This window comes from Oceanobacillus sp. FSL W7-1304 (genome assembly GCF_037969805.1).
Lineage (GTDB): Bacteria > Bacillota > Bacilli > Bacillales > Amphibacillaceae > Oceanobacillus > Oceanobacillus profundus.
In genome coordinates, this window is the sequence record NZ_CP150211.1 from 2057917 (window position 1) to 2082951 (window position 25035).

26 protein-coding genes, 1 riboswitch and 2 other annotated features are annotated in these 25035 nt (G+C 38.5%); of the genes, 13 read left to right on the top strand and 13 right to left on the bottom strand.

Annotated elements, in window-relative coordinates:
* Positions 1–51: 51 nt before the first annotated feature.
* Both NYE61_RS10425 and NYE61_RS10430 read right to left on the bottom strand, forming a co-directional pair.
* Complete coding sequence (locus NYE61_RS10425; RefSeq protein WP_303449127.1) at positions 52–618, bottom strand: DNA-3-methyladenine glycosylase I; 567 nt, start codon at positions 616–618, stop codon at positions 52–54.
* Positions 611–1450, bottom strand: a complete 840-nt coding sequence (locus tag NYE61_RS10430) for a sulfurtransferase (RefSeq protein ID WP_303449130.1) — start codon at positions 1448–1450, stop codon at positions 611–613. Before NYE61_RS10430 ends, NYE61_RS10425 begins: the two co-directional genes overlap by 8 nt.
* 213 nt (positions 1451–1663) lie before the next feature.
* Here NYE61_RS10430 and pepT point away from each other — a divergent pair, with 213 nt between their 5' ends.
* Together pepT and NYE61_RS10440 are read left to right on the top strand one after the other, a co-directional pair.
* Complete coding sequence (pepT, locus tag NYE61_RS10435; protein ID WP_251660336.1) at positions 1664–2893, top strand: peptidase T; 1230 nt, start codon at positions 1664–1666, stop codon at positions 2891–2893.
* Between the two features lie 296 nt (positions 2894–3189).
* Positions 3190–4224, top strand: a complete 1035-nt coding sequence (locus NYE61_RS10440) for a D-alanyl-D-alanine carboxypeptidase family protein (protein WP_095311687.1) — start codon at positions 3190–3192, stop codon at positions 4222–4224.
* 72 nt (positions 4225–4296) lie between these two features.
* Here NYE61_RS10440 and NYE61_RS10445 read toward each other — a convergent pair whose 3' ends face one another.
* A complete protein-coding gene (locus NYE61_RS10445) occupies positions 4297–4839 on the bottom strand; it encodes an HD domain-containing protein (protein WP_095311686.1) in 543 nt (180 codons plus the stop codon).
* Between the two features lie 301 nt (positions 4840–5140).
* Positions 5141–5593 carry a DUF2269 domain-containing protein gene (locus tag NYE61_RS10450; RefSeq protein WP_095311684.1) on the bottom strand — a complete coding sequence of 151 codons (453 nt, stop codon included), beginning with the start codon at positions 5591–5593 and terminating at the stop codon, positions 5141–5143.
* Between the two features lie 269 nt (positions 5594–5862).
* On the opposite strand from NYE61_RS10450, the gene NYE61_RS10455 reads away from it, so the two are divergent.
* A complete protein-coding gene (locus NYE61_RS10455; RefSeq protein WP_095311682.1) occupies positions 5863–6411 on the top strand; it encodes a nitroreductase in 549 nt (182 codons plus the stop codon).
* Between the two features lie 50 nt (positions 6412–6461).
* Here NYE61_RS10455 and NYE61_RS10460 read toward each other — a convergent pair whose 3' ends face one another.
* Both NYE61_RS10460 and NYE61_RS10465 read right to left on the bottom strand, forming a co-directional pair.
* On the bottom strand, positions 6462–6641 hold the full coding sequence (locus NYE61_RS10460) for an SHOCT domain-containing protein (protein ID WP_339317438.1): 180 nt from the start codon (positions 6639–6641) through the stop codon (positions 6462–6464).
* A 99-nt stretch (positions 6642–6740) separates the two neighbouring features.
* Positions 6741–8114, bottom strand: coding sequence for a VWA domain-containing protein (locus NYE61_RS10465; RefSeq protein WP_251660334.1), 1374 nt, complete (start codon positions 8112–8114; stop codon positions 6741–6743).
* A gap of 303 nt (positions 8115–8417) precedes the next feature.
* Positions 8418–8660: a binding site (T-box leader), on the top strand.
* Positions 8661–8700: 40 nt separating this feature from the next.
* Positions 8701–8999, top strand: a binding site (T-box leader).
* A gap of 89 nt (positions 9000–9088) precedes the next feature.
* On the opposite strand from NYE61_RS10465, the gene trpE reads away from it, so the two are divergent.
* From trpE to lipA, 9 genes are all read left to right on the top strand, one after another.
* Positions 9089–10474 carry an anthranilate synthase component I gene (gene trpE, locus NYE61_RS10470; protein WP_251660333.1) on the top strand — a complete coding sequence of 462 codons (1386 nt, stop codon included), beginning with the start codon at positions 9089–9091 and terminating at the stop codon, positions 10472–10474.
* Positions 10458–11060 carry an aminodeoxychorismate/anthranilate synthase component II gene (locus NYE61_RS10475; protein ID WP_095311674.1) on the top strand — a complete coding sequence of 201 codons (603 nt, stop codon included), beginning with the start codon at positions 10458–10460 and terminating at the stop codon, positions 11058–11060. Before trpE ends, NYE61_RS10475 begins: the two co-directional genes overlap by 17 nt.
* Positions 11044–12069 (top strand): anthranilate phosphoribosyltransferase, encoded by a 1026-nt coding sequence (gene trpD, locus NYE61_RS10480; RefSeq protein ID WP_251660331.1) that lies wholly within the window; start codon positions 11044–11046, stop codon positions 12067–12069. The genes NYE61_RS10475 and trpD overlap by 17 nt, the downstream gene beginning before the upstream one ends.
* On the top strand, positions 12070–12855 hold the full coding sequence (gene trpC, locus NYE61_RS10485; RefSeq protein WP_251660329.1) for an indole-3-glycerol phosphate synthase TrpC: 786 nt from the start codon (positions 12070–12072) through the stop codon (positions 12853–12855). It begins immediately after the preceding gene.
* On the top strand, positions 12856–13461 hold the full coding sequence (locus NYE61_RS10490; protein WP_251660327.1) for a phosphoribosylanthranilate isomerase: 606 nt from the start codon (positions 12856–12858) through the stop codon (positions 13459–13461).
* A 350-nt stretch (positions 13462–13811) separates the two neighbouring features.
* Positions 13812–15011, top strand: a complete 1200-nt coding sequence (gene trpB, locus NYE61_RS10495; RefSeq protein WP_303450679.1) for a tryptophan synthase subunit beta — start codon at positions 13812–13814, stop codon at positions 15009–15011.
* Positions 15011–15808, top strand: a complete 798-nt coding sequence (gene trpA / locus NYE61_RS10500) for a tryptophan synthase subunit alpha (RefSeq protein ID WP_303450682.1) — start codon at positions 15011–15013, stop codon at positions 15806–15808. The genes trpB and trpA overlap by 1 nt, the downstream gene beginning before the upstream one ends.
* A gap of 135 nt (positions 15809–15943) precedes the next feature.
* A riboswitch (TPP riboswitch) is annotated at positions 15944–16047 on the top strand.
* A 275-nt stretch (positions 16048–16322) separates the two neighbouring features.
* A complete protein-coding gene (locus NYE61_RS10505; RefSeq protein ID WP_303450826.1) occupies positions 16323–17111 on the top strand; it encodes a lipoate--protein ligase family protein in 789 nt (262 codons plus the stop codon).
* Complete coding sequence (lipA, locus tag NYE61_RS10510) at positions 17104–18048, top strand: lipoyl synthase (protein ID WP_303450686.1); 945 nt, start codon at positions 17104–17106, stop codon at positions 18046–18048. Before NYE61_RS10505 ends, lipA begins: the two co-directional genes overlap by 8 nt.
* A gap of 1005 nt (positions 18049–19053) precedes the next feature.
* Here the strand turns inward: lipA and NYE61_RS10515 are convergent.
* The gene (locus tag NYE61_RS10515) at positions 19054–19278 is read right to left on the bottom strand and encodes a hypothetical protein (RefSeq protein WP_303450689.1); all 225 of its coding nucleotides are present in this window, start codon (positions 19276–19278) and stop codon (positions 19054–19056) included.
* Positions 19279–19408: 130 nt separating this feature from the next.
* Between NYE61_RS10515 and NYE61_RS10520 the strand changes: the two genes are divergently transcribed.
* Positions 19409–19747: a thioredoxin family protein gene (locus NYE61_RS10520; protein ID WP_251660325.1), complete on the top strand. Its 339-nt coding sequence runs from the start codon at positions 19409–19411 to the stop codon at positions 19745–19747.
* A gap of 23 nt (positions 19748–19770) precedes the next feature.
* Here the strand turns inward: NYE61_RS10520 and NYE61_RS10525 are convergent, their stop codons facing one another.
* The 6 genes from NYE61_RS10525 to NYE61_RS10550 are packed head-to-tail and all read right to left on the bottom strand — an operon-like array spanning position 19771 to position 24984.
* The gene (locus NYE61_RS10525; protein WP_303450696.1) at positions 19771–21111 is read right to left on the bottom strand and encodes an FtsX-like permease family protein; all 1341 of its coding nucleotides are present in this window, start codon (positions 21109–21111) and stop codon (positions 19771–19773) included.
* The gene (locus NYE61_RS10530; RefSeq protein WP_303450699.1) at positions 21108–21800 is read right to left on the bottom strand and encodes an ABC transporter ATP-binding protein; all 693 of its coding nucleotides are present in this window, start codon (positions 21798–21800) and stop codon (positions 21108–21110) included. Before NYE61_RS10530 ends, NYE61_RS10525 begins: the two co-directional genes overlap by 4 nt.
* A gap of 13 nt (positions 21801–21813) precedes the next feature.
* A complete protein-coding gene (locus NYE61_RS10535) occupies positions 21814–23061 on the bottom strand; it encodes a hypothetical protein (protein ID WP_303450702.1) in 1248 nt (415 codons plus the stop codon).
* Between the two features lie 15 nt (positions 23062–23076).
* Positions 23077–23910: a hypothetical protein gene (locus NYE61_RS10540; RefSeq protein WP_303450705.1), complete on the bottom strand. Its 834-nt coding sequence runs from the start codon at positions 23908–23910 to the stop codon at positions 23077–23079.
* Positions 23907–24596 (bottom strand): ABC transporter ATP-binding protein, encoded by a 690-nt coding sequence (locus NYE61_RS10545; protein ID WP_303450709.1) that lies wholly within the window; start codon positions 24594–24596, stop codon positions 23907–23909. The genes NYE61_RS10540 and NYE61_RS10545 overlap by 4 nt, the downstream gene beginning before the upstream one ends.
* Before the next feature lies 1 nt (position 24597).
* Positions 24598–24984 (bottom strand): GntR family transcriptional regulator, encoded by a 387-nt coding sequence (locus NYE61_RS10550; protein WP_095311650.1) that lies wholly within the window; start codon positions 24982–24984, stop codon positions 24598–24600.
* Between the last annotated feature and the right edge of the window lie 51 nt (positions 24985–25035).

Consider the following 25035-nt stretch of genomic DNA (forward strand, 5'->3'; position numbering starts at 1 on the left):
CCAAGTCTTCAGATGAATGCCTTAGTTGCGCTTATGCCGATAAGAATGTTTTTATGCTTTGGCATCTGCCAAAAAGCAATCCTTCGTATGATCATTTACCATACCAGTTGCTTGCATAAATGCATAGCAAATCGTTGGTCCAACAAATGTAAAACCACGCTTTTTCAAATCCTTACTCATTTCCTCAGATTCAGGTGTTATTGCCGGCACCTCCTCAATCGATAACCATTCATTTATAATGGGAGTTTCTCCAACAAATCGCCAAATATAGTTATCAAACGAACCAAATTCTTCTTGAACCTTGATAAACGCATGTGCATTTGTAATTACGGATCTTATTTTTCGCTTGTTACGAATGATCCCTTCGTTTTGCTCAAGCTCCGCAATCTTAGCATCGTTGTACACGCTGATTTTTTTTACATCAAAATAATCAAACGCTTCTCGGTAATGCTCCCTGCGCTTTAATATTGTAATCCAGCTCAATCCTGCTTGCGCACCTTCCAGCGTGAGCATTTCAAATAATTTCCTGTCATCATGAACAGGTCTTCCCCATTCATGATCATGATAGTCTATATAAAGTTGGTCTGTTGTCACCCATGCACACCGCTTTTTATCCATCTACTTCAACTTCATTTTCATCATAGGAAATCCAATCACTGAAACTCCCTGGATACAGCTTTACATTTTTAAAACCAGCAGATTTCAACGCCAAAATATTCGGACATGCTGATACACCAGAACCACAGGATACAATAATTTCATCCTCCTTGGAAAGGTCAGAGAAATGCCGCTCGAGATCCTCCCCCTTTTTCCATGTGCCATCAGCAGCTACTAAATCCTTCCAAAAATAATTTACAGCTCCAGGAATATGTCCTGCCCTGCGGTACAATGGCTCTGTTTTCCCTTGATAGCGTTCGGGTGCTCTGGAATCAATAAGTACAGCTGCATTGTCTTCTGTTTTCTTCCTCACTTCTTCCATATCTACTGTGTTTTCATTGCGAATTACAGTATGAAATTCTTTTTCATTTAAGGATGGTATTTCGTCTGTTACTTTATTGCCTTCCTCTATCCAACGATGATAACCCCCCTCTAAAATATATACCTTATCATGGCCAATCACTTCCAATAACCACCATAGTCTTGCAGCAAACATCTCATTTCCCTGATCATAAATAACTACTGTCGTATCATTATCAATACCAATGTTCCCCACTTTTGCAGCAAACATTTCTAAATTGGGAAGCGGATGATTTCCACCATGCTTTTCTGCACGATCCGATAAATCCTTATTTAAATCCATATACACTGCTTCAGGCAGATGATCTTTTAAATACATTTTTCTCCCTGCATCTGGATCTTCCAATTGGAAGCGCACGTCAACAATCACTGTATTATCTTGTCCATTTTCTAACCGTTTTTTTAAACGACTGACACTGATTATATTTTTCATTATTATCCTCCTCACAGATTCCCTACTACCAAATATTCCTATACTCTGTAATATGAAGAATATTGAGAATAAGGATTTAGCCACTTGTATGATTATTACCCTATTTTAAATTTATTTCGACAAAAATTCACTTATTCCTCTTTCTATTTATTTCGAGTTCCGTTATTTAATATGTTAAAATATACATAATTGAAACTAAAGGAGCAAACAAAAATGAAAAAAGAAATTATTAAACGCTTTACTACATATGTAAAAATAGATACACAATCAAATGAAGATTCTACAACAACACCGACTACAGAAGGCCAGCTTGAGCTTGTTAACCTGTTAGCAGATGAACTAAGGGAAATAGGAATGGAAGATGTGGAAGTTGATGAAAACGGTTATCTAATGGCTACCCTTCCATCCAATACTGATAAAGATGTCCCAACAATCGGCTTTTTGGCACATGTGGATACTGCTACAGACTTCACTGGTAAAAATGTCAATCCACAAATTGTAGAGAAATTTGATGGAAACGATATCGTATTAAATCAGGAATTAAATGTTGTACTATCTGCAAATGAATTCCCGGAGTTACCAAGCTATAAAGGACATACGTTAATCACTACGGATGGTACAACCTTACTTGGAGCAGATAATAAAGCAGGAATTGCAGAGATTATGACTGCGATGAACTATTTAATTCAGCATCCTGAAATTGAGCATGGACGAATCCGTATTGCATTCACACCAGATGAAGAAATTGGTCGAGGACCTCATAAATTCGATGTATCCCGTTTTGATGCATCATATGCCTATACGGTAGATGGCGGTCCACTAGGTGAATTACAATACGAAAGCTTTAATGCAGCGGCAGCTAAAGTAACTTTCCGTGGTAATAGTGTTCATCCTGGTACAGCTAAAAATAAAATGGTTAACTCCGGTAAATTAGCTGCAGCGTTCATTAACAAATTTCCAGATCAAGAATCACCAGAACATACAGAAGGCTATGAGGGCTTCTACCATCTTATTTCTGTTAATGGCGATGTAGAACAGACAAAGGTTTACTACATTATTCGTGATCATGATCGTGAAAAGTTTGAAGCAAGAAAAGCAACCGTAGAGCAATTTGTAAATGAGATGAAGTCACAGTATGGAGAAACAGCTATCCGATTAGAAATGAAAGACCAATATTATAATATGCGAGAAAAAATTGAGCCTGTGAAGGAAATTGTTGAAATCGCAGAGCAAGCGATGAAAAACTTAAAAATTGAACCAATCATCGAGCCAGTTCGAGGTGGAACGGACGGTTCACAGCTCTCTTATATGGGACTCCCTACACCAAACATCTTTACAGGCGGGGAGAACTTCCATGGGAAATTTGAATATATTTCCGTAGATAACATGGAAAAGGCTTCGCATGTAATTATCGAAATTAGTAAATTGTTTGCTGCTAAGTAAGTACAAAAGCGGAGGCTCGGTTAGGTCCGCAAGAGTCAGGCCCACTTGATGGGTCTGATTTTTTTCTCTAAAAGCACAAGTTTATAGAGAAACGTAACTTTAAATCTCTCTCTGTCTATGATTTTTCTGAATGATTTGCATTTTCCTCGTATATTGCTCTTGAAGTATTATGTATGAGAAAATGAATGAAGCTTTTTACTTCTGCTCGTCATCGTAGAAACATAGATTAATAGTAGTGTGTTCAAAAAGCCTTTTTGAACAACCTCTAGCAGCAGAAACACAAGGAGAGAATGCTAATGTTTAAAAAACCTATCATAAATATGTGTCTAATTTTAATGCTACCAACCTTTACGGCAGCTTGTAATGCTCCCGAACAACCAAGTAATGATTCGAAAAATCCTGAAGAAACACCTGCACATTCAGAATCTGATCCAACAGATAGAGAGGAATTCACCGAAATCCCTAATGAATCACTCCAAAAAAAGGATTCAGGTGAGAAAGTAAAGCAACTCCAACTTGCTTTAAATGAAGTTGGGTACGAGCTTAATCCAAGTGGTGACTATGACGAAACGACAACATGGGCAATAACGGATTTTCAGTTACAACATGATACCTTACTCGCATCAGGCATCTATGATGAACCAACTAAACAACAATTAGAACAGCTTATTGAAAATAAAGATGTCATTAAATCTGGTGAAGGGTTGCCTCTAAAAGCAGAGCCAGCTTTCACCAATTCAGGAACAGAAATTATTGCGAATCCATATGATCAACTCGGGTTGATTAACAAAGAACATGCTTTACCAGAAGATTATATACCAGAAGATCTTGTGATTCCGGATGTACCATTCCCATTTGCAGAGGATCTACCTAAAAAACAAATGCGTCAAGCTGCAGCTGCAGCCTTGGAAGAGCTATTTCAAGCCGCAGAAGAGGCAGAGCTTGAACTCTTTGCTCAATCCGGCTATCGTTCTTACGAAAGGCAAGACTCGATATTTGCAGCAAATGTACAAGCACATGGTGAAGAAGCCGCAAATAACTTTAGTGCTCGTCCTGGAGAAAGTGAACATCAATCAGGTCTAACAATGGATGTTACAAGTCCAGCAGTAGATTTTGATTTAGTAATTGAATTTGGTGAAACAGAAGAAGGTAAGTGGATTAAAGAAAATGCTGCAGATTACGGATTCATTATCCGGTATCCAGAAGGAAAAGAAGACATAACAATCTACCAATTTGAACCATGGCATCTCCGTTATGTAGGTGTAAAAGCAGCAAAAGAAATTATGTCACAAGCTATTACATTAGAAGAATATTTAGAAGCAGATAAATAGAACACATCTTGCAATCCTGTTTCCTTGGAACAGGATTTCTTCTTTTTTCAACCCCTTATTATAAGGGAAACATTATCTCACCTCCCTAATCCATGACATTTCTTTGTGCAAATCCAAGTCAATTTGTGCATCTAATGCGCGAATTCGTTTCAATGCATCAGATCCTTCAATCGTTTTATAATGATGCTTGCCACCGTTCTCTTCATCTGCTTCATCTGCCATCGCTACTACTTGTTGAAGTGGCTTTAGTTCTAGTTCTCCCTTTGGCAAATACGAATCGGTGTGAAGGAGGACAGCAACAGCAATCTCTTTTGCTGATTGTCGATCTTCCCCTATCCGGATAAGCAGCTTATGTGCACGACTGGCACCTTTAATCGCATGGATATCATTTTCTTTATAGAGATCATAATCCCATTCACCATCTCGATACCATGTGTAATGTCCAATGTCATGTAACAATGCTGCCTTTGCTGCTAGATCTGGATTCACATCAAACTCTTTTGAAAACATATATGCATATTCAGCAACAGCAATCGCATGAGCAATCCCAGATCGACTCAAATATTTCTGTGTGATTGGATGAACAAAAATCTGCTCCAGCGTAACGTTTCTCATTCGAATTCTCTCCTTTCGATGTAATTTATTGCTAGGTAAAATTTCAACGACTATATCATAAATTCTACTTACTTGCAATAATAACCGATTATATTAATTTAAAACATCGTCTAAAAGCGGAAGTTCTCTACGAAGATGATTACTTCGCGGATGGCTGTTCTAGTAAAACAAGTACATGCGTACAGGTTAGAAAACCCGGCATGCGCAAAGTCTTATAGCGAACTCCTAATTGCACTTATAAGTTTTATACTTTATTATCTGCCAAAAAACACTGTCCACCTAAGGTGAACAGCGTTTTTCTTTAAAATGGCTTCAAAATCATCAATGCAATAATGATTAAGAAAATGATATTGGTTATATGCTCGAAAAAGAATAGCTTACCAGCTAATCTATAATAGCTCTCTGGTATTGTTTCTCCCTTATGGGTTTTTAAAATGTCCTTTATCGGCTTTGATTTTGGAGATAATACAAATGGTCCAAATGCTAATGCAGTTAAAAACAGACTGAGACTTAGCCAATACCAGCCCTGCGTAAATAAATAGGTATTAAGGAAACCCATCCAAACACCAGTAACAAGTAACAACGTGCCACCAATCATCGTATAAATATGTAATTGATTACGGATTACAAAAGCATGACGAAGCTCCGTCATATTACTCGCCTTTTTCACGATTACAGTCATCACAAGGCCTGGACCCATTCCCAATATGGCAGAAAATATATGAATAAATACTAATAATCCATAGAATGACATCAACTCAACCTCCTCACTCGTTATCATACACCCATTTATTCAGTGAAGGCTGTGATATCTGTCACAAAAAAAAGCACAGTATGAATACGTTGTGAAATTTCGTACTTCCCTGGCACTACGATAATAACGATTTTGTACAAGAACGATGTACTTGGCTTTTTATAACTCCTGAAAAGCAGCTTGAATCAACACGTTGCTTTTTAAAAGTTTATCAGATACAATTTAAATGATAACAATTATCAATTAAAAACAATATAGGGGTCGTTTTTATGCAAAAATCAGAATTAACAAAAATCATTAGAGGAAGACGGGCAGTTAAAAAAGGATATAATGATAAAATAGTTACGGAAGAAGTCGTGTTGGAATTGTTAGACGATGCCATTTGGGCACCAAATCACGGGATGAGACAACCTTGGAGATTTATTTTTGTTAATGCCGATCAAAAAGCCAGCTTTGCGAAGAAAATTGCTTCTACCTATCCTGAGGAAAGACAGCAAAACAGAGAAGATTATTTGAATGAGCCAAGCGCTATTTTAGTTGTCATTATGGATGAACCGGATATCCCGAAACAATGGGATGAAAACTACGGTGCAATATCTGCCATGATTCAGAACTTTTGGCTACTTGCATGGGAGCAAAAGCTTGGAGTCGTCTGGAAAACAAACCCACATATTTACGATCCAAAAGTAAAAGAAATTCTTGCTGTAAATGGCAACGAAAAAATTGTTGGTTTTCTCCATATGGGGTATTTTGATGAACTACCTGAAACAAAGGAAAGAATTTCAGCAAAAGCTAAATTCAGTCTGTTTGAAGGTTAATTATAATAATAATGAGCGGCTAAGATCAGGTATGAACTTTGCCGCTCTTCTTATTTACCACGTCTTCTTTTAGCTTCTTTAAGATCCTCCTGGGTAATTTCTCCACTTTCCAACCTTTTCTTCATTATTTCTAATGAATCATCTGTTTCTGGCTGAGACTTTTCCGCTCTAAATTTACTCAAAATAACGATAATAATGATGAAAATAATAATGGTTAAAACGAATCTCACAATTAATTCCATAGGCATTATCCTCACCTCACTATGCAGCATTCCCTTTTTCTAAATTCTTTAATCTAAACTAGTGAGGGGCATATCCCTTTTATAGCGCTAATTCACTTTATTATAGTATTCTGTCCATTTCTCTGTTCCTGTCTCATAAAAATAGCGCCATGCGGCATTTCCATTTTCATAGGCCGCTCCCCAATTTTCTGTTTGATTATCGTAGCCATAGCTCCAAATTGTCGTCGAACGTTCGTAGAATATACTCCACAGATTATTAGCATTCTCCATTTGGCGTTCAGTTGTTAAATAGTTTATCAGATCTTCTGCCCGGTCAAATTCCAGTTCGGATTTTTCCATAATAGCGTAGCCTGTTTCATCCGCTTGTTCCATCAATTGCTGTGAAAGCTCATCAGCTCGCTTCATACCTTCTTGCTGCCATGTTTCCCATGCCTCTTGCAGACGATTATATTCTTCTTCCCAATAATCTTCTAAGTCCTGCTTATTACCAGCATATGTGAATTCACCTTTTCCAGCTTCTGCAACTTGCTCTAATAATTCTTGAGCCTCATCATCAACCTGGAACCCTATAATATTAATAATTGGCTGGACATCTTTCTGATTCAATTGTTCAGCAACCTTAATAGGATCTCCATCACAGGTTTCAATTCCATCACTTACAACATAAACAATAGCAGTGGATGCATGATCTGGAATATCCTTTTCTGCTGCCTCTAATGCATTTGCAATTGGTGTCCATCCAGCTGGTTCTACTCCTTTAAGTGCGCTCATAAATTCCTTTTCGTTCATTTCTCCATTGTATAACGACTCCGTCGCACGACACGATAGCTTTTTATCATCATCTGATCCTGTTCCTTCATGACCATATACGCGTAATGAAACGGTACTGTTTGCTGGTAGAATATCAATAAAATTTCCAATTGCTTCTTTCGCTAATTCCATGCGACTTGTGCCGTCACTTTGATTATTCATACTACCACTTGCATCTAATAAAATTGCAAAGTGAGAAGTAGAGGTAGCCATTTCCTCAGATGGTTCCTCCAGTTCTTCATCCGGTTTATCTACATTAACCTCAACCGTTGGATCGAACGTTACAAATGTCTCCACTTCCGCATGATAATCTTCCCGAATTAATCGTAAAATTGCTGCTTCCAGCTCTTCCTCTGACAGATTTTCTGGCAGTTGATCGAGCATATCCTTTGCAGAAGCTAAATCATATTTATCCCCACTGTATAATCCAGCTTCCACAATCAGCTCCTGCTCCAGCTCGTCTAAATCACGTGGCAAACCATCTAATGAATAAGATTCCATTTCTGTTTGCCACCATTCAGTTTTCGCTTTTTCTTCTGCCTCTGATTCTTCCACATGACTCGTATCATCCGGTTCAGCAGTTTCTTCAGATTTGCTACAAGCAGAAAAAACAAATATACAGCCCAATAAAAGTATGATTGCTTTTTTCATAATAGACTCCTTTAAATTAAATATGTATACATGTTATTATACTAGAAAATGACCTAAAATTATAAAAATTTATTGATTATCGTCATTGTGGTGATCGGTTCCCGAATGAAGCGGGAGCATGGCCAGTCGGTAACTCATTATGCCGATGGGTTACCAAACAAAGCTTGAGCACAAACATTCGGGCACTTATTACTTTAAATAATGACCGAAAAGCAGAGTAAGATCACTATTAAAAAAAATTACATAAAACCCCTTGACTTTTATTTCAAACTATTCTAGTATTAATTCCAATAACTTAAATGAACTTAAGCAATGACGAAGAATAGTAATCTATTTTGACACTCTAGAGAGCTGGTGGTTGGTGTAAACCAGTGTGATCGTTTAGATGAATGGGCTTCCGAGCTTCCAAACCGAACTAATTTCAGTAGGCTTTGGCGAAATGGTCTCATCGTTACAAGAGACAAATATCAAGCATGGTTGCTTGATATTGCTAAAGTGAGCTGTTTTCAGCTAATAAAGGTGGTACCACGGTCCCTCGTCCTTTTTTTGGATAAGGGACCTTTTTGCGTTTCTAATAAACTACATACCTAAATCTTCGAGTAAGAGGAGTAGACAACAATTAAAGCGTTGCAGAGAGCTGGTGCAGGTGGGATTCCAGTACGTGGATTGTTGTTGAATGGACTTACGAGAGGTTTCCTGAACATTCGAGTATGGAAACACGGAATTCCGCCGTTATACGGATAGGATATCGGATATCGAAAAGCGAAAACGCCTGTACTTGCACGTCCTGGGCGTTGGAGCTAGACAATTGGCATCCCGTATCTGAAAAAAGATGAAAGGTTTTTCTTTCAAATGAGGTGGCACCGCGGTCACATCGTCCTCTATAAACACATCCATATTGTGTTTATAGAGGACTTTTTTATTTTAAAAAACAGAAGGGAATGAACAGGATGCAGGTAACCAATAAAACTTATATGTTCAAGAAAATGGATGCTGCCTACTTAACACCAATACACATATTCAAACAATTATCAGGAAAAAAAAGATTCCTGCTAGAAAGCACGTTCCAACATGAACAAAAAGGAAAGTATTCCTTTCTTGGAGTAGATCCATATCAAGAGATTATTGGAACGGAAAATAAAACAACAATCCGTCACCGTGAAAAAAACACGATTGAATTTCATCCAGAACATGCGCTAAACCATATCAAAAAGCACATGCCAAAATTTGAAACAGACTTGCTATTGCCCTTTTTCGGAGGGGCAATTGGTTATATCGGCTACGATTCAATTCGGCACTTTGAAGACATTGGCAGTCCCCTGCCGGATGACTTGAATATGCCTGACATTCATTTCATGCTTTATCAAAATGTTATTGTTTTTGACCATACTGAAAACCAGATATACTTAATTGCTTTGAACCTGGATAATCAGCCGGAAAGAGTACTAGATGAACGTATCGAGGTATTAGAAAAAGCATTAACTAAAACTGAAAGTCACAGCGAACGAAATTTTAGTCCAATTGAATTCGAAGCCGAAATGACTTCCGAAAGCTTTCAGGAAAATGTAAAAGTAGCAAAAAGGCATATTAAACAAGGTGATATTTTTCAAGTAGTTTTATCACAACGTATGACAGCGACGATTGATGAGCATCCAGAATTTCCATTTTATTTTTACGAAAAGCTTAGAACAGCAAATCCTTCACCATATATGTTTTATATCGACTTTGAAGACTATGTAATTTTAGGAGCTTCTCCTGAAAGTTTAATTCAAACCACTGGTAATGAAATAATTACAAACCCAATTGCCGGTACCAGAGCACGCGGAACCACACCGGAAGAGGATGAAGCATTGATGGGGGAACTGCTTGCCGATAAAAAGGAAATTGCTGAGCATCGAATGCTTGTCGACCTTAGCAGAAATGATCTTGGCCGTGTTTGTGAAACTGGCAGCATCACCATTCCGACCTACATGAAAATCGAGAAATATCAGCACGTAATGCATATCGTCTCTGAAGTAAAAGGAAAATTAAAGAAGCATTTAACTGGAATTGATGCTCTTATCTCCTGCCTCCCTGCCGGCACAGTCTCTGGAGCTCCTAAAATAAGGGCGATGCAAATTATTAACGAACTCGAAGATAAAAAACGCGGTGCATATGGTGGTGGGATTGGTTACATTAACTTTAACCATGATTTGAATATAGCCCTTACGATTCGGTCTCTCATTCTTAAGAATAAGAAAGCATATTTACAGGCAGGTGCAGGAATAGTGTACGATTCGATACCAGAAAATGAATATCAAGAAACATTAAATAAAGCAAGATCACTAATGGAGGTGCAGAAAATTGATTCTTTTAATTGATAACTATGATTCATTCACGTATAACCTATATCAATATTTTTCAGAGTTAGACCTTGAAATTCAAGTTATCCGAAACGATAAAATTTCAATCGCTGAAATTGAAGAGCTCGAACCAAAAGCGATTATCATTTCTCCTGGACCAGGTTTACCAGACAAAGCAGGCATTTGTATCGAATTGGTGAAACACTTTCACACAACCATCCCTATATTGGGCGTATGTCTAGGTCATCAAGTAATTGGAGAAGCGCTGGGAGGCAAGGTTGTTCCTGCAAAGCAAATTATGCATGGCAAAACCTCACTTGTTGCCCATCAGAATACTGGGGCTTTTAAGGAATTGCAAAACCCGATTGAGGTTATGCGCTATCATTCTTATGTGGTTGATCGGGACACATTACCCGAGGAGTTAGAGGTTGTTGCATATGCGATAGAAGATGGAGAAATCATGGGGATCAAGCACCGAGACTTTCCACTGTACGGACTTCAGTTCCACCCAGAATCAATTGGCACATTATCCGGCAAAACAATGATTCAAAACTTTATGGACGAAATTAGAAAGGAGTTCTTAACCAATGAAACCGTATCTTAAAAAATTGATGAATCGTGAGCATTTAACAGTAACAGAAATGAAGGAAGCTGCAAATTACTGCTTTACAACGGATGTGACTGAAACCGAAATAGCTGGATTTCTAACGGCGTTACAGATTAAAGGAGAAACTGCTGACGAAATCACTGGACTTGTTGAAGTAATCCGTGCCAAGTCCTCCTATCAAACGAGTCCAATCCAAGATGCAATGGACAACTGTGGTACCGGTGGTGACGGGTCCAATAGTTTTAATATTAGTACCACCTCGGCATTTGTTATCGCCGGGGCTGGCGTTACAGTAGCAAAGCATGGAAATCGGAGCATCTCCAGCAAAACTGGAAGTGCTGACGTACTGGAACATTTAGGCGTCTCCCTCTCATTCTCCAACGAGCATGTTAGTGAAATGCTTGCAGAAAATAAAATTGCATTCTTATTTGCTCCACATGTTCACGAAGCACTTCGCCCTTTTTCAGTCGTTCGAAAGCATTTGGGACTGCCAACAATTTTCAATGCAATTGGCCCACTGACAAATCCGATTGAGCTTGATACCCAACTGATTGGTGTATATCGTAAAGATTTACTGCCAATTATCGCAGAAGCAGCAAAGAAATTGGGCAGACGCCGAGCAGTTATTGTAAACGGAGCTGGGTCAATGGATGAAGCTTCTCTAGCTGGAGACAATCACTTGATTATCCTCGAGGATGGGAAACTCACTGAAACAACAATCCATCCAGAAACGGTTGGCTTATCCATTTATCCAAATGAAAGTATCCGCGGTGGGGCCGCAAAGGAAAATGCGGAAATTCTCAAATCTGTTTTAAACGGGATCCCTGGACCATACTTGGATACGGTTTTATTAAATGCAGGACTTGGACTATTTACAAATGGTAAAGCAAAGAGTCCTCAGGAGGGGATTGAATTAGCACGCGAAAGCATCCAATCAGGCGCAGCTTTAGAACGATTACAGCATTTAGTAGCATACAGCAAAAAAATTCCAAGTGGGGTGTATTAAATGACTTTCTTAGAGAAAATTTTAACCGAAAAGGCAAAAGAAGTTGCCAAATTAAAAACGAAAACGATTGAGCAGAAAAACCACTCTCCAATACCTACTTTCAAAAGCAGAGTCAAGGGTGCAGCACATATGAATATTATTGCTGAAATCAAACGTTCCTCCCCATCAAAAGGAGCCATTCATATGAATGTAGACCCCGTTAAACAAGCAACACAATATAAACAAGCTGGGGCCGCTGCTATTTCTGTACTGACAGATGAACCTTTTTTCAATGGATCGATGGACGATTTACGAGCTGTTCGAGAAGCTGTAGACGTTCCGATTTTATGTAAGGACTTTATCATTGATCCGGTTCAAATTGATCATGCAAAAGCCGCTGGGGCAAACATTATTTTGCTCATCGTTGCCGCCTTATCCAAGGAACAATTTACTGAATTATACAACTATGCAACAAGTCTTGACCTAGAGGTACTCTGTGAAGTTCATAATGAAGAAGAATTGAAATCAGCATTAGAAGTAGATCCGGAGATTATCGGAATCAATAATCGTAATTTAAAAACATTTGAAGTCGACCTTGGGACAACAGAGAAGCTCGCTTCTCTGCTAACAAAGCAAAATGCAATTCTAATTAGTGAGAGTGGAATGAAAACAAAGGAGGATGTAATACGAGCTGCTGATGCAGGGGCTAATGTTGTTCTCGTCGGTGAAACACTGATGCGATCAGACAACGTAGATGAAACCTTCAAACAGCTGAAAATTCCACTACCAGTGAAAGGGGCGAATTAAATGCTCGTCAAAATTTGCGGCATTAAAACAATCGATGCAGCCAATGCGGCAGTAAAGGCCAGGGCAGATTATATCGGATTTGTATTTGCCGAGAGTTCGAGAAAAATCTCCCCTGAGGAAGCTGCGATGATTGCAAGCTCCCTCCCTGCTTCCGTTAAAAAGGTTGGTGTTTTTGTCAATGAAACGGTGGAGACAATGAAGGAGACCGCTCAAACAGTTGGCTTAGATACCATTCAATTACATGGAGACGAACCTCCAGAGGTAGCGGAGCAGCTGCCGTATGAAATTATTAAAGCATTTCCGGTTAATAAAGAAACACTACCTGCCATTCGCTCTTATCCATGCGACTATTATTTACTAGATTCATGGAGAGGCGGAAGCGGCATTGCCTTCGATTGGAGTTTAGCTGATCAGCTATCCATCAACCGGGCAAAAATCATGCTAGCTGGCGGACTTACTCCGGAGAATGTTACAAGAGCAATAAACACTGTCAGGCCAGCTGCCGTTGATGTATCCAGTGGTGTGGAAACAAATAAAGAAAAAGACCTTAATAAAATAGAGCAATTTATAAGAAATGCTAAATTGAATGAGTGGGTGGAGCGTTAGTTCCTTTGCAAGCCGGTATGGTGCTATAAAATAAGAGGTTGGTTCTTTTGCGGGCGGAGGTGGTGTCTTAATACTTAAGGATGGTGCTTTAGCACGCGGCATGGTGTCTTAATACTTGAGGATGGTGCTTTAGCGCGCGGTATGGTGTCTTAATACTTGAGGATGGTGCTTTAGCACGCGGCATGGTGTCTTAATACTTGAGGATGGTGCTTTAGCGCGCGGTATGGTGTCTTAATACTTGAGGATGGTGCTTTAGCGCGTTGAGATGATGTCATAATATTAGAGAGCGGTTTTTGTACAGTGATTTATAGTTAACTAAACTTTTATAAATGATAAACGAGGTGTAATATATGTCAATTTATACAATGCCAAACAAAGCAGGTAAGTATGGACAATTTGGAGGGAAATTTGTCCCCGAGTTATTAATGCCAGCCGTCATTGAATTAGAAGAAGCCTATGAGAAAGCAATGAACGATCCAGAATTTATCCAGGAGTTAAACTACTATTTGAAGCAATATGTTGGGCGGGAAACACCATTATATTACGCCGAGCAACTTACCAAATCACTTGGTGGTGCTAACATCTATCTAAAACGAGAAGACTTAAATCACACAGGTGCACATAAAATTAATAATACGATTGGGCAAGCATTACTAACATTAAGAATGGGAAAGAAAAAAGTAGTTGCTGAAACAGGTGCAGGCCAGCATGGTGTCGCAACGGCAACTGTTTGTGCATTACTCGGATTAGAATGTGTTGTCTTTATGGGTGAAGAAGATATTCGTCGACAAAAGCTGAATGTATTTCGAATGGAACTGTTAGGAGCTGAAGTACGTGGAGTCTCACAAGGTAGCGGAACGCTGAAGGATGCGGTTAATGAAGCATTGCGTTATTGGGTTAATCATGTTGATGATACCCACTATATTATCGGATCCGTTGTTGGTCCGCATCCATTTCCTAAAATCGTACGTGATCTTCAATCTATTATCGGGAAAGAGACAAAAAAACAAATCCTCGATCAAACTGGTAAACTAGCAGATGCAATCATTGCTTGCGTCGGTGGTGGTAGTAATGCAATGGGAATGTTCCACCCATTTATCGAGGATAAAGATGTAAAGCTATTCGGTGTAGAAGCTGGTGGTGCTGGTCTTGATACAAATCAGCATGCTGCAACTTTAACCGGTGGCGATGTCGGTGTATTACATGGAACATTAACTTACTTACTACAAGATAAGGAAGGGTTAATCGAGGAAGCATTCTCCATCTCTGCTGGTCTTGACTATCCTGGAGTAGGTCCTGAGCATAGCCATTTGCATGAAATAAATCGGGTAAAGTACACATCCATTACAGATGATGAAGCACTTGAAGCTTTCCAATTTCTATCCAAAACTGAAGGAATTATTCCTGCATTGGAAAGCGCACATGCAATTGCATATGCAATGAAGCTTGCAATAGAAATGCCGCAAGACGAGACCATCGTCGTTTGCTTATCAGGGCGTGGGGATAAAGATGTCGAACAGGTGAAAGATCGGATTGGAGGGAACATATAATGGGTAAAGCAAAATTAGAAAAAGCAATTCAAGATAAGGCGAGGGTGAATGAGAAACTCTTCGTTCCTTATATGATGGCAGGCGACGGCGGGCTCGATCGCTTAGAAGAAACGATTTATTTCTTACAAAATTGTGGGGCTGCAGCAATTGAAGTTGGTATCCCATTCTCCGACCCAGTAGCAGATGGACCAATAATTCAAGAGGCCGGTATACGTGCATTAAAACATGGCACAACCTTAGCAACGGTTATCGATAAACTAACAACCTTTAAAGATAGACGTTCAATTCCAATAGTTATCATGACTTATTTAAACCCAATTCTAGCCTACGGAATTGATCGATTCGCCAAAGATTGCTTACAAGCGGGAGTTGATGGCGTCATTATACCTGACATCCCGATGGAAGAGGAAGGAATCATTGCTAGTTCTCTGCAAGAACAAAACATTGCTTTTATTCGCCTTGCAGCAATGACAAGTTCAGAGGAACGCTTAATAGAATTAGCAAAACGTTCAGAAGGATTTCTGTATGCTGTTGCTGTGAAAGGAACAACTGGGGAACGTGAAACACACGATACGAAAGTGCATGATTATTTGAAATTGCTCAAGAAAAACAGCTCTATCCCTGTCCTAGCAGGGTTCGGTGTATCAAATGCTGAGCAGGCACAACAGCTTTCCAAAGCATGTGATGGTGTCATTGTTGGGAGTAAAATTGTCCAGCTTTTACACGAAGGAAAATTAAAGGACATCCAGCAATTAATAAATGGAAGTATTCAATCAAACGGGCAAAAAGTTCGGTAAAACACACATGTCCAGATAGCTTCTATGTGAACGCGTACTAATTTAAAAATTCTTAACGCTAATTGTTGCATTTATCTTTACAATTATCACAATTAGCAGTAAGCTTAGCATGTAATTCGAATAAACAAATAAATAAATACGCACTAGGGGAGCTGCTTTGCTGAGAAAGACGTTTCGCGCCTGACCCTTTGAACCCGAATTAGATAATACTAGCGTGGGGAATGTGCAGTCGACAATGGATCGGATATGTTATCGCTGGATAAATTTATCAAAGACTGCATTCTATTTGATGCAGTCTTTTTTTAGCAAAAGCGTAGTCCTGTTAGCGCTGCATGAACTTAGTAAAAGGAAATACGGTGTTTGCGTCATGAGGTCAGGGAAATACCACTAGGTCTTTAACATCATCGGCGCAGTAGCTAGCAGCTCTCAAAAAAGTAATTTTTCATCGGAGGTGTCTACATTGAAGAAACATTGGGCTTTTATCGATACCGGCTTCCAAGATGCTTCGTGGAATATGGCGTTTGATGAGTGCTTAATCAACTGGCATCATGAAGGTAAAATCCCGCCGACATTACGATTTTATGGCTGGAAAGCACCAAGTTTATCTGTCGGCTACTTTCAAAAGGTTGACAACAAAATTGATTTCGATGCAATAGAACGACACAGGTGCCAATTTGTTCGTCGTTTAACTGGTGGCAGTGCAGTCCTTCATGACGATGAGCTAACGTATAGCCTTGTTATTTCTGAGAATGATCCAGATATTCCTGTATCCGTTCAAGAAGCATACCACGTACTATCTAAAGGGGTGTTTGAAGGGTATCTTAACTTAGGTATTCCAGCTGAATATGCCATTTTAGACAGAGATAGCGCCAGAGGGAGAACAGCAATATGTTTTGAGAAACCAGCCTTCTACGAAATGGTTGTAGACGGCAAAAAGCTTTCCGGAAATGCGCAAACAAGGAAAAAGGGTGTCCTCATGCAACACGGTTCGATTCCAATGAGTATGGATACGGAGATGCTTTTTGATTTATTCCTGTTTTCTTCCGGACGGATACGGGAACGAAGTCGAGCCGCATTTTCCAAAAAAGCGGTTACAATTAATCAATTAACGAATCGAGAACATCATTATGACATGTTAACACAGGCATTCAAAGAAGGATTCAAAAAAGGATTAGATCTAGAACTCCACCCTTTGCAATTAACAGAAACCCAATGGGAAGAAGTGCAGCAATTAGCACATTCAAAATATGAAACGAGAGCATGGAATATTAACTCAAATAAGGAGCGTGCTAGCATTGGCTAAACAGGCAGAATATATTCGTAAACCAGAATGGCTAAAAACAAAAATCAATACAAATGAATCCTATAAAAAATTGAAGCATTTAATGCGCGATAAGCGATTAAACACAGTATGTGAAGAAGCAAAATGCCCAAATATTTATGAATGCTGGAGTGAGCGTAAGACAGCAACATTTATGATTCTAGGTGATACGTGTACACGAGGATGCCGATTTTGCGCGGTTAAAACAGGTCTTCCAAGTGGGCTTGATTTAGGCGAACCAAAGCGAGTTGCTGATTCCGTTTCCATTATGGGGTTAAAACACGTTGTTGTGACAGCGGTCGCGCGTGATGACCTAGAAGATGGAGGAGCAGCAGTTTTTGCCAATACTGTACGGGCAATCCGCCATCAGAATCCAGGCTGCACAATTGAAGTCCTGCCATCCGATATGAAAGGGGATTATGAAAGCTTACATACACTTATGGATAGTGAACCAGATATATTCAATCATAATATTGAAACCGTTAGACGATTAACTAAACGCGTTCGAGCCATCGCAAGATACGACCGATCCCTACAGCTGCTTCAACGTGTGAAAGAAATTGCGCCAACTATTCCTACGAAATCCAGTATTATGGTTGGTTTAGGAGAAACAAAGGAAGAACTCATTGAAGCAATGGACGACTTGCGTGCACATGATGTGGACATTGTTACAATTGGGCAGTATTTACAACCAACTAAAAAACATTTAAATGTTGAAAAATATTATCATCCAGATGAATTTGAAGAATTAAAAAAAATCGCACTTGAAAAAGGCTTCTCGCATTGTGAATCTGGACCATTGGTACGCTCTTCTTACCATGCGGATGAACAAGTAAGCCAATCTTCCGCACAAAAACGAATTAAGTATATGAAAGGCTATGAAACACAAGAGAATAAAAAAGTTGATTTTCAATTTTAAATAACAGACTACTTATAAATCCCCCTGGTCACTTATAAAATGGTTAAGGGGGATTTATCGACAGCATGATCTTCCATCCAACAAATATCCTCTCCCCTCTCTTGGAAAGTGAAATAATAAATACTATCGCAACTTTTATCTCCACTTTAAAACTATCTTTTCTTACTATAGCTACACCTACTTCATGTGCAGCATTTTCATTTAAATAAATTTATTAGACTATTATACAAGCATTGTGAATATATCTGCATATCTTAATAGTAAATACATCACCAAAGAAAGGAGCAGTAGTTTATGAGCTATCCTAACTGTTCATGCGGTCACAATGACTGTGTTTGTGAAGTAGTAAGGAAAATAGTTGCCGCACAGAATCAAGTAGCTGATAGGAATAAGCACTGTAGCAGTAGCTGCAACGACTCTATAAGAGAATTATATTCCCAAAATCATAGTATAAATAGGAATACAACTATCCCCTTTATTCTATTTAACAAAGGCAGTCTTAAACCATTTATTGCAAGCGGTGTGTACAAGAAGAAAAAAAAGGGATGTTGCGAGGATGCGTTTTTCGCTGCTCTCGAAACACCAGTCTTACGGGCAATACGATTTATTCCACATACATGCTGTGTCGAAGTTGAATTATTACAGCCGGTAAATGAACACGGTATTCCACTGACGCATGGAGGTAAAAATCTAGTTGATTTCTTTAAAGATAAATGTCATCGACAAACAGTAAACTTCAAAAAAACCGGTATATGTATCACGCTAGATTTAGAATGTTTTTGTGCGATCACTTGCTTATCGCCAATCAAACTCTTGCCGCGGCGCTCTCATTCTTCAAACTGTTAGGAACAGAAGCGCAAGCGCCTGGTTAGCGACGTACGGACTGCGCTCCGAACTGTGGGGAGTTGGAGTAACTAAGTTGCCCACTGCATTCAAATTTTATAATTTCCTAGTTATTTTACCAAAACAAATAGAAAGACCCTAAAGCACTTTATTTAGGGTCTTTCACTTCTGTTCTTCCGAATTGTTTTTTCGTTGATACTTTCGCTCACTTTGTGAGTCGTCCTTCGTTTTTTTCTTTTTCTTCTCGTCCTGACTTTCTATTTTTAAATCTTCCATCGGAATATCATCGACAAACTTCTGCTCTTTCTGTTCATCCAGCTTCGTTCTTCTCTCCTCATTCCACTTTGGTCTTTCATTTGTAGAAGAATGCTTATTTTCACTGCTCATTTTCATCTCACCTCTACGCTTCTTTTTCTTTCCTCTTCCTTACTTTCCATATTTATAAACCTCTATCATGTAAAAACTAATTTTTCTTGGTATACTTTATGGATTGAAAAAGGACGGAGGTTACGTTACGATGAAAGAATTTGAAAGTATCAAGTCAATCGAACATATAGAAACATTTATAACAGAAAACCGACTCGCATTCCTTTATTTTTCCCGACCGAATTGCAGCGTCTGTCACGGATTATTACCACAGGTTCAACAATTGATGAATTCCTACCCACAAATAAACACAGCTCACATTAATGTAGAGGAAGTGCAAGAGGTAGCTGGACGTTTTTCAATCTTCACCATCCCGGTTCTATTGCTTTTCGTAGATGGAAAAGAATATATACGGGAAGCACGGATTGTACATTTGGATTTATTAGAAGAAAAGATACGGAGAATTTATGAAAATGTGCTTGAATCCTAATGATTCAAGCACATTTTCACTTATTATATTTCTCTTCGCATTGCTTTTAAAACATCAATTTGTGTAGCTCGTTTTGCTGGACGTAAACCAGATAAAATGGTCACAAGCAAACAAATCCCGACGGATATTAAAACAAGACTGACAGGTATCATTGAAAACTGCAGCTGCTCTGGCAGCTCTTCCTGAAACGCAAATTCAATAATTAATGGCAAACCGAGATTAACTAAAAAGCTGACTAGATAAGCTACTATGGTACCAATTAATGCCCCAACAATCCCGATATAACTGCTTTCCAGCAGAAAAATTTGTTTAATTGTTTTCGGGTTTGCACCAATCGCCTTCATAATTCCAATATCTGGCGCACGTTCAGTTACCGCCATTGTCATTGTATTATAAATACCAATTGAAGCAATAAGAATCGCAATCGTACCGACTAGAATTAAGCCTGCTTTCATAATCGTAAATAACATGTTGATCTGCTTCATCTCACTAACAACGGAATATGAAGCATAATTTGAATCGTCGAGTTCATCCACTATAGTCTGCACTGCTTCTAGGTTCGTTGCATATACTTTTACTTCATCAAATGCATTGACAGTTGTTGAATCAAGCTCGTCTCCATCAACACCTAATTCTCCTCCAGGTGTACCAGTATAAGCTTCCACGCCAGCAAAAACCTCACCCGAAATATATACATTCTGATCTTGTACCCACTCTTTCGTTGGCTTTTTTAAAATTCCAACAACAGTAAGCGGAGTTGTCTGTTCCTCCCCATCGACGTCTAAATCCTTCTTCACTGTCATATTTAACGTTTGTCCAATTAAATCGGCTTGGTACAGATATTCCTCTTTAATTTCTCCAGATGCTTCATCATAAATATCCTCATCTTCCACATCCTGTACAAAATAATCCAGAAAATGATATCCTACAACAACTTCATTCGGCTTTTCCGGCAGCCTTCCTTCATCAAGTTCCAACCCAGCATCTACCTCAGACGGAAAATGTGCTGCTACAGCAGTTGTTTCCGATTGATAGTCATCCAATGAAAAGGTTGGAAATTGACGTAGCTGATTTCTCCGCGTTACGGCATTAACATTATCAATAGACTCTAAGTAATCAATATCTTCCATCGTTAAGGAGCGATAATTATCATCTTCTTCTATGTGCCCATAAATATCAATTTCTGTAACAATTTGTTGTTCCAATGTATCCTTAACAATACTCTCTTGTAACCCATATCCGACAGATGCTAAAACAATAAGAAAGGCACATCCCATTGCCGTTGCTAGAATAGTCATCCCTGTTCTTACTTTATTCTTTTTAATATTTTGCAGAACGAAGCGAAATTGATCTTTTATTTTCATTGGGATCTTGCCCCCTCTACAATTCGTCCGTCACTTATCGTAATCGTACGATCACCAATTGCCGCTACTTCGTCATCATGGGTAATGATAAGAAACGTGATTTCCATTTCCTGATTCAGCTGTTTAATAAATTGCAGCAGCTCTGTCTCTGTTTCACTATCTAAACTCCCTGTTGGTTCATCAGCGAGGATTAAAGGCGGGTTTAATACTAATGCTCTTGCAATACTGACACGTTGCTGCTGACCACCAGATAATTCACTTGGATAATGGTCGGCAAATTCTGTTAAGCCGACCTTCTCCAAAATAGCAAGCGTTATTTTCTTGCGTGATGATTCGCTTTCACCCTTTAAAATTAATGGCAATTCAATATTTTGAAAGGCTGTCATACTCGGAATCAGCTGGAAGCTTTGAAAAATAAATCCCATATGCTCTAAACGAAAATCTGCAAACTCAGCCTCCGTTAAATCACTTACTTGCTGATTATTTATCCAGATTCCGCCCTCAGTTGGACGAATAAAACCACTAATCAAATTAAGTAAAGTAGACTTTCCTGAACCACTTTTTCCAACAATTGTTACAATCTCACCTTTATTTACTTGAAATGAAATATCCTGAAGAACTGATAACGTTGTTTCCTGCTTTTTCTTGCCTAGTACAAAGTGATGGCTTAATTGTTTTACTGTAATCAAAATAAATCCCCCATTACTCATCTAATTCAATTGAATGGATATCCAGATTATAATCGATATCCTGTTTTCTTGGATTATTCATTGTTATATTACCTTCATATAATGTATCTCCTGTTTTTAAGTTAATAATAATCAGTGGTAGTTCATTGCGCTCGGAACTACTAGATGCAGGAACAACATACACCTTATCACCATGTATTTTATACATGTAACCTTGTTCATCGGTAACATCCGGGATAGCAATTGTTTGCTTTGCTTCTAATTCTTCACTTTCAATATTATAAGAAGTTAACTTAAGTTTTCCTTCGACATCCTCTGTAAAATAAATTATTTCATCATTCACTGCATATGGAAATGCATTATTTGAAATCTCTTTTGGTAATTTTATTTCTTCTTTTTCCCCTGTCGCCAAGTCGTATTGAAAGAGTTCACGATCGATGGTTTCATAGGTTGATTCCCACTCATCAATAACACTTTCCTCTATAAGTCCTTCTTCAAATACAACCTGTTCCATTGGTTGCTGGATATCCTCCCATTTATTGTTGACTATTCGAACTTCCCTGTATTGGTTGGATGAATCCTCGTCTTCTTTCGCTGTAATGATAGCCTCGTTTTGAATTGTTTCTGCTGCAATATCGACTAAATAAACTTGGTAAGCTGTAATATCTTTCTCCGATTGCTTATCATAGCTATAGTTACGCGATATAATTTTTAATTGTCCATCAATGATATGAATTCCCTCTACGTCCATTGAATAAATCATGCTATTTTTATTCACTGGAATAGGTGCCTGAAAAGAAGTCTCCTCTTTCGACACTTTGTCTAATATGCCTATATCGAGTTCAAAATCATTTGGTTGATAGCCATTCATTGTATCCCATGTTAAATTGACATATACGAGCAAGTTTTCATCCTCATAGAAATGATACGGAGTCATACTTTTTCCACGCATGAAACTCCTATAGTCTTTCTGAAGTCGCTCAATTTTAGAGCTTTGATTTATCCCTAACATTCGTTCAAAATACGAATATTCATTCCAATATGTTGTCCCATCAACATTCAGCTGAAATGAATCACCTATGCCCTCTTGGATAAAACTAGCCTCTAGAGTAAGCTTCTCTATCTCCTTTTCGTCCCCGTTTACTGTTTCAAAAGCAAATTCAGGCAATCTGCTTGTAGCTGTACTTGTTTGTATATAAAACGATCCAATCACAAGCACAGTGAAACTAACAAGTAAAATTAACTTCCAATAACGTTTCATCCTAATCCTCCCTCCTTAAACCCGTATCTTTCTTGTTAATAAATGATTACTCATCCATATGGATCCAGCCGTAACAAGTAATCCAGTCACTAACATAAGCATAAATAGCTCTTCTGGATAGAAATAGTTATAAAGCATAAATTCCTGCACGAATACCGGTAAGAAAAATACAATCAGAGCTAGTGCTCCATATCCAATACCTAATAAAATTCCTTTTAAACGATAGCAGCGCTCAAACATAATGATCGTGAAAAGTACAATCACGGCCATAAAACCGATACCATAATGGATAGCAAATTCTGCAATTGAGTACGGAAGCATAATTCCCAGTCGATCAAAGTTACGAATCATCTCATTAATCGATAAATCCCAGCGCAAATCAATTGGTACCATCCATTGTAAAATCATGCGTTCCAACGGCAATAACAGAATCTGTAAGCCAACCAATCCTAGAACGAAAAGAAATATTGCTGAAGCCTTAGCCAGATATACATTTAAACGTGCAGTTGGCAGCATAAGCAGCCGATAAATAAACGTATTCTTGCCAAACCAATCACGATACCAAATAAAAAGTGAATAAATCAATAGCGTTACAATACAAAGTGCGATTGGGCCGACAAACAAGATTGAATTGGTGACATCATTGAAAGACATTCTCCCATACTGCTCAATAAACGTCTCGATTGACACATGGTCTACATTCATCGCTTGATTGGCATTATTTAAATAGCTTTTAGAGACAACAATTACTGCAGCAAGCTGTGAAATAATCGTTATGCCAATTAAAGCGATATATACTTTCATAAAGCGTCCAAGCTCAAAATTTACAAGTTTTACATATCTATTCATTGCTGGTACACCTCTCTCATCACATCAACAACCGATTTCCCTTCATTTTCGCGAATCTCTTCGGAATTAAATGCTTTTACCACAATACCATCATCCATTAAGATTACCTGATCAATTAAATGCTCAATATCATTAATCTCATGTGTTGTAATGATAACCCCGCGATCTTCTACTAAATGACTTGTAAATACCTCAGCGATTTGCTCACGGCTGAAAATATCAATTCCAGAGAAAGGCTCATCCATTAGAAGGTAATCAACATCTAATGCTAAGCCTAAAAGGAGATTTACTTTGGCAGTGTTCCCTTTTGAAAGACTCGAAATTTTTTCTTCTGGTTTTAATTTAAAAAATCCAAGCAGTTCCGTTGCTCGCTCCTGGTTCCAGCTTTCGTAAAAATCCTGCATGAATTGCATCGATTGTCCAATTGTCATTTGCGGAAGCATCGTAATTGCATCTGGGATAAACGTAATTTTTTCATAGCTTTTCTTATTGATCTTTGCCCCGTCAATAAGGATTTGACCACTGTTAATCGGTGTTAATGCCATAATTGCGTTTAAAATCGTTGTTTTCCCAACGCCATTAATGCCAATTAGACATGTAATTTCTCCCTTGGCGGCAGTAAATGTTACACCCCTCAGCACTTGTTTTCGTCCAAACTTTTTCGTAATATCTTTAACTTCAATCACCTTATTTCCCCCCTTCTTCCTCACTCTGTCTTTGATATTTTTCTTTCATTACTTCTACAAGCTCATCAAAAGGAACTTGGATGCGTCTTATCGATGTAATAAAAGAATCGACCGCTTCCTCAAGCAACTCTCCTCTAACCGCAGCAAGTACATGTTCATCCTTCGTAATCCTACTTGGGTTGTTGCCTTCCGTATATATCAATCCTTCTTCCTCCATTTCCTTATATGCTCGTTGTGCAGTATTTGGATTTATTTTTAACTGATTGGCTAACTCACGCCTTGATGGAATCTCCTGCCCGGGTTCAAATGTTCCTGTTGCTATTTTTTCTTTAAATTGACGGACAACCTGTATATAAACTGGATCCCGTTTATTAAAGCTTACACTCATCAGCACACGCTCCTATACTTCTCCTAAGTTCACAACCTGTATTGCATGATT

What these genes read in the sequence shown, in the direction of transcription:
- NYE61_RS10520 (WP_251660325.1), top strand. Translation starts at nt 19,409, where the DNA reads ATGAAAGAATTTGAAAGTATCAAGTCAATCGAACATATAGAAACATTT.
- trpE (WP_251660333.1), top strand. Translation starts at nt 9,089, where the DNA reads ATGTTCAAGAAAATGGATGCTGCCTACTTAACACCAATACACATATTC.
- NYE61_RS10455 (WP_095311682.1), top strand. Translation starts at nt 5,863, where the DNA reads ATGCAAAAATCAGAATTAACAAAAATCATTAGAGGAAGACGGGCAGTT.
- trpC (WP_251660329.1), top strand. Translation starts at nt 12,070, where the DNA reads ATGACTTTCTTAGAGAAAATTTTAACCGAAAAGGCAAAAGAAGTTGCC.
- NYE61_RS10430 (WP_303449130.1), bottom strand. Translation starts at nt 1,450, where the DNA reads ATGAAAAATATAATCAGTGTCAGTCGTTTAAAAAAACGGTTAGAAAAT.
- NYE61_RS10540 (WP_303450705.1), bottom strand. Translation starts at nt 23,910, where the DNA reads ATGAATAGATATGTAAAACTTGTAAATTTTGAGCTTGGACGCTTTATG.
- NYE61_RS10425 (WP_303449127.1), bottom strand. Translation starts at nt 618, where the DNA reads ATGGATAAAAAGCGGTGTGCATGGGTGACAACAGACCAACTTTATATA.
- pepT (WP_251660336.1), top strand. Translation starts at nt 1,664, where the DNA reads ATGAAAAAAGAAATTATTAAACGCTTTACTACATATGTAAAAATAGAT.
- NYE61_RS10490 (WP_251660327.1), top strand. Translation starts at nt 12,856, where the DNA reads ATGCTCGTCAAAATTTGCGGCATTAAAACAATCGATGCAGCCAATGCG.
- trpB (WP_303450679.1), top strand. Translation starts at nt 13,812, where the DNA reads ATGTCAATTTATACAATGCCAAACAAAGCAGGTAAGTATGGACAATTT.
- NYE61_RS10515 (WP_303450689.1), bottom strand. Translation starts at nt 19,278, where the DNA reads ATGAGCAGTGAAAATAAGCATTCTTCTACAAATGAAAGACCAAAGTGG.
- NYE61_RS10465 (WP_251660334.1), bottom strand. Translation starts at nt 8,114, where the DNA reads ATGAAAAAAGCAATCATACTTTTATTGGGCTGTATATTTGTTTTTTCT.
- trpA (WP_303450682.1), top strand. Translation starts at nt 15,011, where the DNA reads ATGGGTAAAGCAAAATTAGAAAAAGCAATTCAAGATAAGGCGAGGGTG.
- NYE61_RS10505 (WP_303450826.1), top strand. Translation starts at nt 16,323, where the DNA reads ATGGCGTTTGATGAGTGCTTAATCAACTGGCATCATGAAGGTAAAATC.
- trpD (WP_251660331.1), top strand. Translation starts at nt 11,044, where the DNA reads ATGAAACCGTATCTTAAAAAATTGATGAATCGTGAGCATTTAACAGTA.
- NYE61_RS10450 (WP_095311684.1), bottom strand. Translation starts at nt 5,593, where the DNA reads ATGTCATTCTATGGATTATTAGTATTTATTCATATATTTTCTGCCATA.
- NYE61_RS10445 (WP_095311686.1), bottom strand. Translation starts at nt 4,839, where the DNA reads ATGAGAAACGTTACGCTGGAGCAGATTTTTGTTCATCCAATCACACAG.
- NYE61_RS10535 (WP_303450702.1), bottom strand. Translation starts at nt 23,061, where the DNA reads ATGAAACGTTATTGGAAGTTAATTTTACTTGTTAGTTTCACTGTGCTT.
- NYE61_RS10550 (WP_095311650.1), bottom strand. Translation starts at nt 24,984, where the DNA reads ATGAGTGTAAGCTTTAATAAACGGGATCCAGTTTATATACAGGTTGTC.
- NYE61_RS10525 (WP_303450696.1), bottom strand. Translation starts at nt 21,111, where the DNA reads ATGAAAATAAAAGATCAATTTCGCTTCGTTCTGCAAAATATTAAAAAG.
- NYE61_RS10440 (WP_095311687.1), top strand. Translation starts at nt 3,190, where the DNA reads ATGTTTAAAAAACCTATCATAAATATGTGTCTAATTTTAATGCTACCA.